Annotated in this window: 14 protein-coding genes and 1 pseudogene; 7 read left to right on the top strand and 8 right to left on the bottom strand. The window is 71.3% G+C overall.

All coding sequences use genetic code 11. The features are described from left to right. Window positions 1–35: 35 nt before the first annotated feature. The 3 genes from ACZZ0J_RS00500 to ACZZ0J_RS00510 all read left to right on the top strand — a co-directional run bounded on the left by ACZZ0J_RS00500 (window position 36) and on the right by ACZZ0J_RS00510 (window position 4,301). On the top strand, window positions 36–3,506 hold the full coding sequence (locus ACZZ0J_RS00500; protein WP_463434081.1) for a proline dehydrogenase family protein: 3,471 nt from the start codon (window positions 36–38) through the stop codon (window positions 3,504–3,506). A gap of 157 nt (window positions 3,507–3,663) precedes the next feature. Continuing rightward, window positions 3,664–4,104 (top strand): VOC family protein, encoded by a 441-nt coding sequence (locus ACZZ0J_RS00505; RefSeq protein ID WP_123292422.1) that lies wholly within the window; start codon window positions 3,664–3,666, stop codon window positions 4,102–4,104. A gap of 47 nt (window positions 4,105–4,151) precedes the next feature. Continuing rightward, window positions 4,152–4,301, top strand: a complete 150-nt coding sequence (locus ACZZ0J_RS00510; protein ID WP_463434084.1) for a hypothetical protein — start codon at window positions 4,152–4,154, stop codon at window positions 4,299–4,301. A 44-nt stretch (window positions 4,302–4,345) separates the two neighbouring features. Here ACZZ0J_RS00510 and ACZZ0J_RS00515 read toward each other — a convergent pair whose 3' ends face one another. Both ACZZ0J_RS00515 and ACZZ0J_RS00520 read right to left on the bottom strand, forming a co-directional pair. Then, entirely contained in the window at window positions 4,346–4,789 is a 444-nt protein-coding gene (locus tag ACZZ0J_RS00515; protein WP_463434086.1) for an acyl-CoA thioesterase, read from the bottom strand. After that, window positions 4,786–5,394 carry a QsdR family transcriptional regulator gene (locus ACZZ0J_RS00520; RefSeq protein WP_463434088.1) on the bottom strand — a complete coding sequence of 203 codons (609 nt, stop codon included), beginning with the start codon at window positions 5,392–5,394 and terminating at the stop codon, window positions 4,786–4,788. Before ACZZ0J_RS00520 ends, ACZZ0J_RS00515 begins: the two co-directional genes overlap by 4 nt. 47 nt (window positions 5,395–5,441) lie before the next feature. On the opposite strand from ACZZ0J_RS00520, the gene ACZZ0J_RS00525 reads away from it, so the two are divergent. Then, window positions 5,442–6,635 carry an acyl-CoA dehydrogenase family protein gene (locus ACZZ0J_RS00525; protein WP_463434090.1) on the top strand — a complete coding sequence of 398 codons (1,194 nt, stop codon included), beginning with the start codon at window positions 5,442–5,444 and terminating at the stop codon, window positions 6,633–6,635. Window positions 6,636–6,743: 108 nt separating this feature from the next. Here ACZZ0J_RS00525 and ACZZ0J_RS00530 read toward each other — a convergent pair whose 3' ends face one another. From ACZZ0J_RS00530 to ACZZ0J_RS00545, 4 genes and pseudogenes are all read right to left on the bottom strand, one after another. Further along, entirely contained in the window at window positions 6,744–7,994 is a 1,251-nt protein-coding gene (locus ACZZ0J_RS00530) for a S9 family peptidase (RefSeq protein ID WP_463434092.1), read from the bottom strand. Continuing rightward, window positions 7,949–8,422 carry a hypothetical protein gene (locus ACZZ0J_RS00535; RefSeq protein WP_463434094.1) on the bottom strand — a complete coding sequence of 158 codons (474 nt, stop codon included), beginning with the start codon at window positions 8,420–8,422 and terminating at the stop codon, window positions 7,949–7,951. Before ACZZ0J_RS00535 ends, ACZZ0J_RS00530 begins: the two co-directional genes overlap by 46 nt. Before the next feature lie 375 nt (window positions 8,423–8,797). Continuing rightward, entirely contained in the window at window positions 8,798–9,619 is an 822-nt protein-coding gene (locus ACZZ0J_RS00540; RefSeq protein ID WP_463438112.1) for a patatin-like phospholipase family protein, read from the bottom strand. Next, window positions 9,559–9,693: pseudogene (locus tag ACZZ0J_RS00545) on the bottom strand (patatin-like phospholipase family protein); the annotation flags it as partial. The pseudogene ACZZ0J_RS00545 and the gene ACZZ0J_RS00540, both read right to left, overlap by 61 nt. Before the next feature lie 113 nt (window positions 9,694–9,806). Here ACZZ0J_RS00545 and ACZZ0J_RS00550 point away from each other — a divergent pair. Together ACZZ0J_RS00550 and ACZZ0J_RS00555 are read left to right on the top strand one after the other, a co-directional pair. Further along, window positions 9,807–10,616, top strand: a complete 810-nt coding sequence (locus tag ACZZ0J_RS00550) for a GAF domain-containing protein (RefSeq protein ID WP_123700735.1) — start codon at window positions 9,807–9,809, stop codon at window positions 10,614–10,616. A 41-nt stretch (window positions 10,617–10,657) separates the two neighbouring features. Further along, the gene (locus tag ACZZ0J_RS00555) at window positions 10,658–10,843 is read left to right on the top strand and encodes a hypothetical protein (RefSeq protein ID WP_148053868.1); all 186 of its coding nucleotides are present in this window, start codon (window positions 10,658–10,660) and stop codon (window positions 10,841–10,843) included. Between the two features lie 69 nt (window positions 10,844–10,912). Here the strand turns inward: ACZZ0J_RS00555 and ACZZ0J_RS00560 are convergent, their stop codons facing one another. Then, on the bottom strand, window positions 10,913–11,944 hold the full coding sequence (locus ACZZ0J_RS00560; RefSeq protein ID WP_463434098.1) for an NADPH:quinone reductase: 1,032 nt from the start codon (window positions 11,942–11,944) through the stop codon (window positions 10,913–10,915). Between the two features lie 151 nt (window positions 11,945–12,095). Beyond that, window positions 12,096–12,458, bottom strand: coding sequence for a winged helix-turn-helix transcriptional regulator (locus ACZZ0J_RS00565; protein ID WP_222660651.1), 363 nt, complete (start codon window positions 12,456–12,458; stop codon window positions 12,096–12,098). Window positions 12,459–12,570: 112 nt separating this feature from the next. Here ACZZ0J_RS00565 and ACZZ0J_RS00570 point away from each other — a divergent pair, with 112 nt between their 5' ends. Then, window positions 12,571–13,218, top strand: a complete 648-nt coding sequence (locus tag ACZZ0J_RS00570; protein ID WP_123292431.1) for an NAD(P)-dependent oxidoreductase — start codon at window positions 12,571–12,573, stop codon at window positions 13,216–13,218. Window positions 13,219–13,244: the final 26 nt, after the last annotated feature.

Genomic DNA, 13,244 nt, shown 5'->3' on the forward strand with positions numbered 1-13,244 from the left:
TTCCGCTGATGAGTCGGGCGCTCCACACTGAACCCATGACGACCCTGCACGAGCACCCCGCCACCGACCACGACGCCCTGGCGGACCAGTCCGTCGCACTCGTCCGACAGTGGCTGGCCGAGGCCGAGTCGTTCCCGGTGGACGGCTCCGCCAAGCAGCTCGCCGGGGTGCTCGCCGACCCCGCCGGTCTGGACTTCGCAGTCGGCTTCGTGGACGGCGTGGTCCGCCCGGAAGACCTGGCCGTCGCCGCCCGCAAGCTCCGGCAGATCGCGCCCGGGGCCCCCAGCTTCCTGCCCGCAGCGATGCGCGGACTCGTGCGCCTCGGTGGCGGCATGGCCCCGGCCCTGCCGACCGTCGTCGTGCCCATCGCCCGCCGGGTGCTGCGGGGCATGGTCGGCCACCTCATCGTCGACGCGACCGACTCGAAGCTCGGCCCGGCGATCGCGAAGATCAAGCGGGACGGCGTCCGGCTCAACGTGAACCTGCTCGGCGAGGCCGTGCTGGGCGAGCGCGAGGCCGCACGCCGGCTCGAGGGCACGCACAAGCTCCTGGCGCGCGACGACGTCGACTACGTGTCGATCAAGGTCTCGTCGACCGTGCACCCGCACTCGCCGTGGGCGTTCGACCACGCCGTCGACGACATCGTCGAGCAGCTCCGCCCGCTGTTCGAGCGCGCCGCGGCCTCGACCCCGGCGAAGTTCATCAACCTCGACATGGAGGAGTACAAGGACCTCGACCTGACGATCGCGGTCTTCACGAAGCTCCTCGACGAGCCTGCGTTCCTCGGGCTCGAAGCCGGCATCGTCCTGCAGGCGTACCTGCCCGACGCCCTCGCCGCGATGGAGCAGTTGCAAGAGTGGTCCGCCGCTCGCCGGGCCCGTGGTGGTGCCGGCATCAAGGTCCGCCTGGTCAAGGGCGCGAACCTGCCGATGGAGCAGGTCGAGGCCTCGGTGCACGGCTGGCCGCTCGCCACCTGGCACACCAAGCAGGACTCCGACACCAACTACAAGCGCGTGCTCGACTGGGCGCTCACCCCGTCGCGCGTCGAGAACGTCCGAGTCGGTGTCGCCGGGCACAACCTGTTCGACGTCGCGCACGCCTGGCTGCTCGCCGGCGAACGGGGCGTTCGGGACGGCATCGAGTTCGAGATGCTGCTCGGCATGGCGCAGGGCCAGGCGTCGGCAGTGAAGAACACGGTCGGTTCCCTCCTGCTCTACACGCCGGTCGTGCACCCGGGGGAGTTCGACGTCGCGATCGCGTACCTGATCCGTCGCCTCGAAGAGGGCGCCTCGCAGGACAACTTCATGTCAGCGGTCTTCTCGCTCGTGTCGTCGCCGCCGCTCTTCGCCCGCGAGGAAGAGCGCTTCCGCGCCTCGCTCGTCCCGCTCGCCACGCCCGAGGGCTTCGCCGCTCCCGCGTCCCACCGCGTCGCCGACCGCTACGCGGCCGTCGGGCGCCCGGGGCCCGGCCGGTTCGAGAACACGCCGGACAGCGACCCGTCGGTCGCGTCGGTGCGCCAGTGGGGTTCGGCCATCACGGACCGGATCGCGTCGTCGACGCTCGGCGTCCGCGCCGTCCAGGAGGCCCGGGTCGACTCCGCCGCGTCGCTCGACTCGGCACTCGCTCGCGTCCAGGCCGCCGGTGCGGTCTGGGGGACCTGGTCCGGTGCCGCTCGTGGCGCCGTGCTGCACGCCGTCGGCGACGCGCTCGAGGCGAACCGCGCAGCACTCATCGAGGTCATGGCCGCGGAGACCGGCAAGACCATCGACCAGGCCGACCCCGAGGTGTCCGAGGCGATCGACTTCGCGCACTTCTACGGCTCGCTCGCGTCCCAGCTCGACGACCTCGACGGTGCGACCTTCACGCCCGCCACGCTCACCCTCGTCGCGCCGCCGTGGAACTTCCCGGTCGCGATCCCCGCCGGCTCGACCCTGGCCGCACTCGCTGCCGGGTCCGCCGTCGTCCTCAAGCCGGCGCCGCCCGCCGAGCGCTCCGGGGCCGTCCTCGCGTCCATCATCGAGACCGCGCTCGACGCCCACGGGGCCCCGGCCGACGTGCTCGCGTTCCTGCAGGTGTCCGAGAACGAGCTCGGCCAGCAGCTCATCGCCTCGCCGATGGTCGACCAGGTGATCCTCACCGGTGCCTACGAGACCGCCGAGCTGTTCCGCTCGTTCCGCCCGGACCTGCCGCTGCTCGCCGAGACCTCGGGCAAGAACGCCGTGATCGTCACCCCGTCGTCGGACCTCGACCTCGCGGTGAAGGACGTCGTCGCCTCGGCCTTCGGGCACGCCGGCCAGAAGTGCTCGGCCGCGTCGCTCGTGGTCATGGTCGGCTCGGTCGCGAAGTCGAAGCGCTTCCGCAACCAGCTCCTCGACGCCGTGTCCTCGCTCACCGTCGGCTCCCCGACCGACCCCACCACCCAGATGGGCCCGATCATCGAGCCGGCCTCCGGCAAGCTGCTCGCCGGCCTGACGACGCTCGGCGCGGGGGAGTCCTGGGCCGTCGAGCCGAAGCAGCTCGACGAGACCGGCAAGCTCTGGAGCCCCGGTGTCCGCCAGGGCGTCCGCCGCGGCTCGGAGTTCCACCGCACCGAGTACTTCGGTCCGATCCTCGGCATGATGACCGCCGACACCCTCGACGAAGCGATCGACATCGTCAACGAGGTCGACTACGGCCTGACCTCGGGCCTGCACTCGCTCGACCCGGCCGAGATCGGCACCTGGCTCGGGCGGATCCAGGCGGGCAACCTCTACGTCAACCGCGGCATCACGGGCGCCATCGTCCGTCGGCAGCCGTTCGGTGGCTGGAAGAAGTCGGCCGTCGGTGCGGGCACGAAGGCCGGCGGGCTGAACTACCTGCTCGGGCTGGGCTCGTGGGCGCCTGCTCTGTCGACTGCTCCGTCCGTTCCTTCCGCTCCGGTCAGCGCCTTCGTCCGGGCGGCCGGGGTCACCTCGGAGGTGCTCGATCGCTCGCTGGCGTCCGACGAGCAGGCCTGGTCGACGCTGTTCGGCACCGCGACCGACGTCTCGGCTCTCAGCGCCGAGCGGAACATCGCGCGGTACCTGCCGTTCCCGTCTGTTCACGTGCGGCTCGCTGCGGTTGCCGACTCCGACGCTGACGCCTCGGTGGTCGAGCTCGTGCGCGTCGTCGCGGCTGCGCTCCGGGCCGACACCACGATCGAGGTATCGACGGCAGCCGGGCTGCCCTCGTCCGTCGCCTCCGCGATCCGATCGTTGCAAAACGTGCGCTCCGTGTCGCAGTCGGTCTCCGACGAGTCCTTCGCGTCGTCGATCGCGGCGGGCCCGTCGACCCGGGTCCGGCTCATCGGCGGCGACACCTCGGCGCTGTCCTCGGCGATCGGCGGGCGTCCTGACGTCGCGGTGTACGGCGGCCCGGTGACGGAGGCCGGTCGGCTCGAGATCCTGCCGTTCGTCCGCGAGCAGGCGGTCTCGATCACGGCGCACCGCTTCGGCACGCCGAACCACCTGACCGACGACCTCATCTGACCGGACCGCGGCGCTGGCGTTCGCGTCCAGCGCCGCTGTCCGGTCGCCGCACGCTGTCGGGCTGCACCGAGGCGGCAGGGGTTGCCTCGGGTGCGCGTCGCAACCACGGCGCGCACCCGACGGCCCTGCGTCGGGTCGAACCCGGAGGAGCTCCACCATGACCGAACCGTTCGCACGCCCGACCGCCCTCGCCCACGTCCGCGTCACCGTGACCGACATCCACCGCAGCAAGGCGTTCTACCAGCAGTTGCTCGGCACTGACCCGGCGATCGACTTCAGCGACCAGGTCGACGAGCCCGGCGTGCGCGAGGACCGTGAGCGCTTCTACGGCGGCTCCGTGTTCCGGCTCGGCGACCAGGTCTTCGGTCTCCGCCCGGTCGCTCCGGCGGGGCAGACGTTCGACCCGGACACCGTCGGCCTCGACCACGTGAGCTTCGTCGTGGGGTCGGTCGACGAGCTGCACCAGGCGGCTGCACGCCTCGACGCCGCAGGGGTCGAGCACGGCGAGGTCACCGACCTCGGCGACGCCGGCATGGTGATCCTGTCCGTGCAGGACCCGGACGACATCAACCTCGAGCTCGCTGCCCTGAAGTCCTGAGCAGTCCTCGGGCCGCGGGCTAGCATGGGGTGACGAGAGGGGACGTCATGCGCTTCGTGCAAGCCATCGGCCGGGGGATCGGCTTCGTGTTGTCGACCGTGGCGAAGGTGCTCGGGACCGTGAACGGCGCGAAGCCCGCGGGCGACGATCTCGCTGCGCGGCTGAACCAGCCCCGTCGCGACGACTACCGCCCCTGACCTGTTCTCGGTTGCGGGACGACGACGGGCGACGGCGCGCGGGATCAGTCGGCGACGGCGGGCTCCTGGGCGACCATCGTGCCGTTCACGAGCGCGCGCAGCGGCTCCGGCAGGGGGATCGGTCGGCGGGCGCCCTCGCGGTCGATGATGACGTGCGCGAACTCGCCGGTGGCGAGCAGTGCGCCGTCGGACTGCCGGAACAGGCCGAACTCCCACGACAGGCTCGTGTTGCCGAGGCGCTTGGACCGCATCCCGACCTCGATGACGTCCGGCCACACGGCGGACTCGACGAAGCGGCAGCTCGACGACACCAGCACTGCGATCCACTCCGACGTGAACGGGTCCAGGCCCGCTTCCTCGCGGAACCAGTACGTCGACGCGTTGTCCATCGCCGAGTAGTAGATCGTGTTGTTGACGTGCCCGAACATGTCGTTGTCGTTCCAGCGCGTGGGGTAGAGGCGGCGGAACGGGTACTCGTCGATGGTCATCGGTCTCCGATCGGAGGTGCGGGTGTGGCGTGATCGGCGGCGGGGCGCAGCACGTACTCGAACGCGGCGCGTGCCCGGTCGGGGTCGGGGGCCTCACCGGAGATGAACTCAGCGTAGGTGAACGACTCTGAGATCCGGACGAGCAGCCGGGCGAGCTCCTCGGCGGACAGCGGGGCCGGATCGAACTCGCCGGACGACTGCTCCTCGACCACGAGCGCGGTGACCCGCTCGACGAACCGGCTCTGGACGTCGCTGTCCGAGGTGGTCAGCAGGCGCATCGCCCGCGCGGGTTCGCGGGTCAGGAACGCGCGGAAGTAGGTGGCGTCGATGAGGTCGGCGGTGAACCGGTCGAGCACGTCGACGATGCGCGCCGCTCCGGAGGACCCGATCGTGTCGGCAGCGCGGGACGCCCGGTCGAGCGTCGGGACTGCGAGGGACCACAGGATCTCGGACAGCAACCGGTCACGGTTGCCCACCCACCGGAACAGTGACGTGCGGTCCACGCCGAGTGCGGCAGCCAACGCGCCCATGTCGATCCGTGCGCCGTCGATGAAGGTGTGGCGAGCCTCCCGGAAGGCGCGCAGCGCAGAATCCGATGTGTACACGCGACCCTCCCTTGCAACGTTTTCGAGAATGATGCATCGTAGGTGCTATGTCAACGCTGACGCCCACGACGGGCCTCCTCGAATCGGACTTCTACGGCTTCCAACAGCAGCTGACCGAGCCGGAGCGCGCGTCGATCGGGCGACTGCGCGAGTACCTCGAGCGCGAGGTCGCGCCCATCGCCGACGGGTACTGGGCACGTGCCGAGTTCCCGATGCAGGTGATCGCCCCGCTCGCCGAGCTCGGGATGTACGGGCCGGGGATCCCGCTCGTGCGCCAGTTCGAGAACTCGGCCGTGTACCGCGGGTGGGCGGCGCTCGAGCTCGGACGTGTCGACGCCAGCGTCGCGACGTTCATCGGTGTGCAGTCGGGTCTGGCGATGAACTCGATCGCCGTCGCCGGCAGTGAGGAACAGCAGCGCGAGTGGCTGCCGCGCATGGCGGCCGGCGAGCTCATCGGGGCGTTCGGCCTGACCGAACCGCTGTCCGGCAGCGACTCCGCCCGTGGCCTGCGCACCACCGCCCGCCGCGACGGCGACACGTGGGTGCTCGACGGTGAGAAGCGCTGGATCGGCAACGCCACCTTCGCCGACGTCGTCGTCATCTGGGCGAAGGACATCGCCGACGAGCAGGTGAAGGGCTTCCTGGTCACCACGGACACCCCCGGCTTCACCGCCACCAAGATCGAGGACAAGATCGCGCTGCGCGGGGTGCAGAACGCCGACATCGTCATGCAGGGGGTACGGGTGCCGGAATCGCGTCGGCTCCAGCGCGCCGACTCGTTCCGGTCGACGGCCGAGGTGCTCCGCCTGACCCGCACCGAGGTGGCCTGGCAGGCCGTCGGCATCGCGGTCGGCGCCTACGAAGCAGCCCTCGCGTACGCCCGCGAGCGGATCCAGTTCGGCAAGCCGATCGCGTCGCACCAGCTCGTGCAGGACCTGCTCGTGAAGTCGCTGTCGAACATCACGGCCTCGATCGCGCTCTGCACGCAGGCCTCGGCCATGCAGGACGCCGGTGTCGGGGGCGATGAGCACTCCGCCCTGGCCAAGGCGTTCGCGACCGCGAAGATGCGCGAGACCGTCGGCTGGTGCCGCGAGGTGCAGGGCGGCAACGGCATCGTGCTCGACAAGGGTGTCGCCCGGTTCTTCGCGGACGCCGAGGCGATCTACTCGTACGAGGGCACGCGCGAGGTGAACACGCTGATCGTCGGTCGTGCGATCACCGGGCAGGCCGCGTTCGTGTAGCGGGGCGGGCCGGGCCGGTCGGGTCGGTCGGGTGGATCCGACCCGGAACGACGTTCTCGATGTCGTGCGACGTCGATCGTGTCGTTCGGGTCGACCGCCACGTCCGCGCTACCCGAGCAGCTCCGGCCGCTTCCATTCCTGGTCGAGCACGTGCTGCCCGAGGAACGCGAACACCGTCTCGTACCAGACCACGGCGTGCTGCGGCGAGAGCACCCAGTGGTTCTCGTCCGGGAAGTACAGGAACCGGTGCGGCATCGTGCCGTCGTCGGCCGCGTGGTGCTCGGCGAGCTCGGACCACAGTCGCAGCCCCTCGCCGATCGGCACCCGGTAGTCCTTGTCGCCGTGGACCACGAGCATCGGTGACGTGATGTCGGCCACGAACCGGTGCGGGTCGTTGGCCTCGATGCCGGCGGCGTCGAAGATCGACGACCAGTACTGCGACGCGTCCGTCGTGCCGTTGAACTGGTCGAGCGCCCACAGGCTCGCGTGCGTGACGATCGCGCGGAACCGGTCGGTGTGCCCGGCGACCCAGTTCGCCATGTACCCGCCGAACGAGCCGCCCATCGCCGCCGTGCGGGTCTCGTCGATGTCCGCTCGGGCCTCGACCACGTCCGTGATCGCCAGCAGGTCGGTGTACGGCGCCTGACCCCACGCGTTCCACCCACGGTTCACGAAGTCGAGTCCGTAGCCGGTCGACAGCGCCGGGTCTGGCAGCAGCACCGCGTACCCGCGCGCCGCCAGGAGCATCGGGTTCCACCGCCACGACCACTGGTTCCACGAGTTGAGCGGCCCGCCGTGGATCCAGAGCAGCAGCGGGTGCGGCCCGTCACCCTCCGGCACGACCAGCCAGCCGCGCACGCGCGCGCCGTCGGCCGCGGTCGTCTCGACCTCTTCCAGGTGCGCGGGGACCTCGGGCAGGGGCGCGGGCGTCGCGAGCGGGGTCACCACCCCGTCCGTCGCGATCCGCACGGGGTGCAGCGGCGCCGCCCAGGAGGCCCGGAGCGCCACGACCGCGCCGCTCGCCTCCGCCACGCGCAGGTTCGAGTACGCCCAGTCGTCGTGGGTCAGCTGTTCGACGGCTGCGCCGTCGAGCGGGATGCGGAACACGGGTGCCCGGCCGTCCTGGTCGGCCACGGCGAGCAGTGCCCGGTCGCCGTGCTCGAACACGAGCTCGCTCGGCCAGCGGTCCCACTCGGTGGCGATGCGGCGCGGGTCCGACCCGTCGATGCCGGCGGTCCAGACCTCTTGCTGGTGCGCACCGGCGGGGGTGGAGCGCACCGTCCGGACCCAGGCGATCGTGCGGCCGTCGTGGCTCAGGGTGGGCATCTCGTGGTCGACGTCGGCGTCGTCGAACAGCACCGTGCGGTGGCCGCTCGTGCAGTCGATCGTGACGAGCGTCGAGCGGTCCCCACGGGCCTCCCGGACCCCCACGGCTGCCAACAGGACGGAACCGTCGGGCGTGAGTGCCCCGGCGACGTGGTCCAGCGACCGGCCGGGAGCCGGCGTGCGGTCCGTGAGATGGGGAGCCCAGCCGAGTGCCCGGCGTGGTCTTCGGTCAGGGCTTCGGCCAGGTCGAGCGTGAGGACGTGCGTCTGGTCGGGGCCGAGGTCGTGGTCCCAGTACCGGACCGGGTACGTCTCGTGCAGGATCGCGCGGACCTTCTTGTCCGTGCGGGCCTTGCGGAGCTCGGTGTCGGCGTCGAGCACGCTGGTCGGGTCGGAACCGGCGCTGGGCAGCAGGTCGGCGGTGAGCGCGACGGTGTCGGCGGCCGCAGCGGTCGCGAGCACGCCGCCGACCCCGCCGGTGAGCCGCGTGAGGGGCGGGCCTCACCCCGGCCGCAGGCAGGGCCCAGAGCTGCGCGGCCTCGACGTCGGTGGCGTCGGCGTCGGGTCGGGCGGAGACGAAGAGCAGGTCGCCGGTGCGGGTGAAGGCGATGCCGCCCTCGCCCTTGGCGGAACGGGTGAGGCGGACCGGGCTGGCGGTGGGTCCGTCCGCGTCGACGGTCGGGGTCGCGGGCACCTGCCAGATCGAGCGGCGGTACCCGGTGCTGTCGGGGTCGAGCGCACTGACCGTCAGGGCGACGCGCGCACCGTCGGGGCTGATCGCGATCCCGTCGACCCGGGGGAGCGCGATGTACTGGTCGAGGTCGGAGAACGGCGTCGTCATGCGACCACGCTCACCAGGTCGTCGGCCCAGAACGCGGCGATCTGCTCGGCGACCGCCGTGCCCTGGGCGCGGCCGGCTTCGGCCGAGGGTGCCTGGGTGGCCAGCGAGAGCGAGTTCGTGCCGAAGGCTTCCTGCGCGGCGCTGTCCGCCACGACGACCTCGACCGAGCTGCCGCCGGCGCGGAGCGACTCGACCGCGACGTCGAGCCACGGGCCGACCGGGGACGGACCCTCGGGACCGCAGGCGATGACGAGGACACGCTCGTGCCCGGCCGCGGCATCGGCGTTCGTGCCGGAGCGGACCCCGCCGTCGACGTACGGTCGGCCCTCGATGCCGACGGGCGACCACACGAAGGGCACGGAGCAGCTCGCGGCGACCGCGCGGGGAGCGGGACACCGTCGGCCGCGGTCAGCAGTCGGAACGTGCCGTCGGTAGCGTCGACCGCGGTGATGGCGAGCGGCTTCGCCGGCCAGTCGGTGGACGGCAGGGTTTCGGTGAAGGTCGCCACGCGGTCGTCGTCGGACTGTCCGTCGGTGACCTGCTGGGCGGCGAGGCCGAGGCGGGCGCGGGCGTCCTGCTCGCCGGTCGCCCCCTCGAGCGCGGCACCGATGCGCTGCTGGACGGCGTCGGTGTCGATGGCCGGCGGCTCGACGTAGGTCGTCGGTGCGGGGGTGTGCTGCTGGTCGTACGCCTGCTGCACCGCGCCGTTCCGGACGAAGGCGCCGACGACGCTGCCGGCGCTCGTGCCGACGACCAGGTCTGCGGCGTCGAGGTCGACGCCGGCGTCCTGCAGGGCGGTGAGGACACCGACCTCCCAGGCGATGCCGGCGACACCTCCGCCGCCCAGGACGAGGGCTCTGGATCCGGGAACGGGCGTGCTGGCATCGGTCATGGGTCTTGCTTACCAGCTGCGTGCGACGGGCTGGTGGAGGCCGACACATCCTGTGGAGAACCGACCTGTGGACAACTCCGTGTGCGTCGGTGGCGTGACCTAGCGTCGTGGTCATGGGGCAACAGCGTTCAGGACGGGTCGGCACGGTCGGGTGGCCGATCGTGGTGGCGGCCGCGCCCACTGCGGCGTTCCAGCTGCCGAACCTGTTCGTCACCCCGGCGGTCCGACTGTCGCTCGTCGTGTTCGGGCTCGTCGTGCTGGCCGGTGCCGTGGCGGTGCAGGTGGTCCGGATCCGACGCAGCGACGCTGCGCGGGCGGTGGCCGAGGAGAACGCGACCGGGGCCGAACTCGAACAGTCGACGGCGGTCCGGTACGCGTTCGGCCAGATCGCCACCCGGCTCGTCCGGTTCACCGAACTGCCCCGTTCCGAGCGTCACGGTGAACTCTCCGTCGTCGCGGACCGGGTCGCCGTGGCCCTGGCGTTCTACCTGCTGCCGAAGGTGCCCGACGTCCGCGCCAACGTGTACCAGCTGTCCACCGATCTGCGTGCGCTCGAGCCGATCGGTCACGGGGGTGCCGGCGACACCGCCGGGGTCTTCCGCGCGGGCACGCCCTACGGCGACCGCAACCTCGAGTGGGTGCTGGTCGGGGGATCACCCCGGATCGTCGGCGACCGCTCGGCTGACGTCGACGTGGACCAGGACGTGCCGGGTTTCGAACCGCGCTACTCGTCGTACGTCTCGGTGGTGATCCGGTCCGACCAGTACTCGTTCGGCATGCTCACCGTCGACTCCCCGGTCCCCGACGCCTTCACCGAACTCGACGCCAAGAACATCGCGATGATGGCGTCGTTCATGGCCGTGGCGTTCTCGTTGACCTACTCGTTCCCCGAGCGCGACCGCAATCCAAGGAAAGGCCCGTGATGCTCACACGCTCTGTCGGACGCTCGACGTACGATGCCCTCATGACGACCGTGAACCCTGCTCCGCCGTCGTTCGGGCGTGCCCGGATCTCATCGCCCAACTGGAACGACACCACCACCGACGCCGACTACGAAGACCTCGACGTCATCGCCGCCAACATCGAGCGCGAGCGCGAAGCAGCCCGGTCCCGGGTCGCCGCAGCCATCGCCGCGCGCCTGGGTCGCTGACCCTTCCCGCATCGTCCACGACGAACGGCTCCCACGTCGTGGGAGCCGTTCGTCGTCTGGGCGTCGAGGCTACTGCGCCTCTGGCACGTCGATCAGCACCTTGCCGACGGTGTCGTGCTCGACGGCGTCGTGGGCGGCAGCGGTGTGGGCGAGGTCGAAGCGGGTGAGCGGCAGACCCGCTTCCGCGCCGACCGCCAGCACGCCGTCGTGCAGCGCCTCGGTGACGTCCTCGGCAGCGGCGGCCAGGGCCTCGTCGCCGATCGTGTAGAGCAGCAGGAACTGGTAGCGCGCATTCACGCTCATGTTCGGGCGGATCGGCAACGTGGCCTCGTCGCCACCGTTGTTCGCGTAGATCGACACGACGCCGTGGTTCGCCAGGACGTCGGCGACCAGCTCGGCGTTCTGGGGGATCGACACCTCGACGACGATGTCGACGCCGTCCGGCGCGATCTCGCGGATGCGAGCCGAGGCGTCGTCCTGCCGGTAGTTCACGACGTGGTGGGCACCCGCCGCGGTGGCGAGAGCGGCCTTGTCGTCCGAGCTGATCGTCGTGATCACCGTGGCGCCGGCCCAACGGGCGAGCTGGATCGCAGCGTGCCCCACCGCTCCGGCGCCACCGGCGACGAGCACCGTGACGCCGTCGAGCGCACCGGGGCCGAGGCGCGCGGGGCCGTCCTCGTGCGTCGTGAGGGCGCGGTGCGCGGTCATCGCCGGGACACCGAGCGAGGCGCCGATGTCGAAGCTCGTCTCGTCGGGTAGGCGGACCGCTCGGGTCTCCGGCACGACGTTGTACTCCTGTGCGGTGCCGGTCGGGCGCGAGGCGGCGGCCATGAAGAGCCACACGCGGTCGCCGACGGCGAGGTCCTCGACACCCGGGCCGACCGCGTCGACCACACCGGCGCCGTCCTGGTTCGGGGTGACCTCGGGGAAGGGCAGGCCGTCGCCGTAGGTGCCGCCCGCCCGGGCCTTCCAGTCCGTGGGGTTGACGCCGGAGACGACGACGCGGACGCGGACCTCGCCGGCGCCGGGTTCGGGGACGTCCCGCTCGACGAGTTCGAGGACGCTGCTGTCACCGGGCTTCGTGTAGACGATCGATCGCATGTCCCCAGGCAACCACTCGCCGCCGTCGAGGATTCCGAGTGTGCGCGTGGCGGCACTTCGTGAGCACAAATGGTCGGGTGTGCGCTGCCGACCCGACCATTTCTGCTCACGAAGCGCCCCGCGCCCCCCCCCCGCCCCGCACCGCGCCGGGTCAGCGCGCGTCGTACTCCTCGCGCGACACCGCGACGTCGTCCATGTGCGACGTCGCCCACGCCTCGAGCGGCTCGAGCACCCGACGGAGCGACCGGCCGCGATCGGTCAGTTCGTACTCGACGTGCGGCGGGATCTCGGGGAACACCGTGCGGGTGACGAGCCCGTCCCGCTCGAGCGCCCGGAGGGTCTGCGTGAGCATCTTCTGCGACACGCCCTGCACCCGGTTCGCGATCGCCGAGTACCGTTGCGGCCCGTCGGCGAGGGTACCGATCGTCAGCACACTCCAGCGGTCGCCGATGCGGTCGAGCAGCTGTCGGCTGGGGCAGTCCGCCGCGTAGGGGCTGTACTCGAGTGCTGACATCTGGCCTGGCCTCCGTGACGAACGAGCTCCGTTACGCACCGTGAGGTGCCTACTTACTCAAAGAGAGTAACTCTTGTACGGTGAGCAGCACCAGCCCCACGAAAGGAACAGCATGACCAGCATCGTCGTCTTCGGAGGCACCGGCTACGCCGGCTCCGCCATCACCCGCGAAGCCCTCTCCCGGGGCATCGCCGTCACCGCCGTCGCGCGCGACACGAGCAAGCTCGACGCCGCCGAGGGCTTGACCCTGGCGCAGGGCGATGCCTTCGACGCCGACTTCGTGGCCGAGGTCACGAAGGACGCGGACGTCATCGTCGTCGCACTGCACGCGGTCCAGGCCGACGGCAGTGAGCTCAAGGACGAGTTCCAGCACTTCGTCGACGCCGCGGCCAGCGCCGGTGCGCGTCTCGGCATCGTCGGCGGCGCCGGTTCGCTGCTCGTCGCCGACGGTGGACCGCGCCTGTTCGACTCGGCCGAGTTCCCGGACGCGTTCAAGGGCGAGGCGAAGAGCCACGCGCAGATCCTCGACGCGCTCCGTGCCTCGGACACCGACGTCGACTGGTTCTACGTCAGCCCGGCCGCCGGTTACGGCAGCTACAACCCGGGCGAGCGTCGTGGCACCTACCGCACGACCGACGAGGTCCTGCTGACCGACGCCGAGGGCAACTCGGACATCTCCGGCGACGACTTCGGCCTGGCCTTCGTCGACGAGATCGCGAACCCGGCGCACCACCAGGCGCGTTTCGGCGTGGCGTACTGAGGCAATCGCTCACCGGACGGGAGGCG

Source organism: Curtobacterium sp. AC272, from assembly GCF_979258155.1.

Bases quoted from the DNA above. Each gene is read 5' to 3' on its own strand.
- ACZZ0J_RS00500 (WP_463434081.1), top strand. From the start codon at position 36: ATGACGACCCTGCACGAGCACCCCGCCACCGACCACGACGCCCTGGCG.
- ACZZ0J_RS00505 (WP_123292422.1), top strand. From the start codon at position 3,664: ATGACCGAACCGTTCGCACGCCCGACCGCCCTCGCCCACGTCCGCGTC.
- ACZZ0J_RS00510 (WP_463434084.1), top strand. From the start codon at position 4,152: ATGCGCTTCGTGCAAGCCATCGGCCGGGGGATCGGCTTCGTGTTGTCG.
- ACZZ0J_RS00515 (WP_463434086.1), bottom strand. From the start codon at position 4,789: ATGACCATCGACGAGTACCCGTTCCGCCGCCTCTACCCCACGCGCTGG.
- ACZZ0J_RS00525 (WP_463434090.1), top strand. From the start codon at position 5,442: ATGTCAACGCTGACGCCCACGACGGGCCTCCTCGAATCGGACTTCTAC.
- ACZZ0J_RS00550 (WP_123700735.1), top strand. From the start codon at position 9,807: ATGGGGCAACAGCGTTCAGGACGGGTCGGCACGGTCGGGTGGCCGATC.
- ACZZ0J_RS00555 (WP_148053868.1), top strand. From the start codon at position 10,658: ATGACGACCGTGAACCCTGCTCCGCCGTCGTTCGGGCGTGCCCGGATC.
- ACZZ0J_RS00560 (WP_463434098.1), bottom strand. From the start codon at position 11,944: ATGCGATCGATCGTCTACACGAAGCCCGGTGACAGCAGCGTCCTCGAA.
- ACZZ0J_RS00565 (WP_222660651.1), bottom strand. From the start codon at position 12,458: ATGTCAGCACTCGAGTACAGCCCCTACGCGGCGGACTGCCCCAGCCGA.
- ACZZ0J_RS00570 (WP_123292431.1), top strand. From the start codon at position 12,571: ATGACCAGCATCGTCGTCTTCGGAGGCACCGGCTACGCCGGCTCCGCC.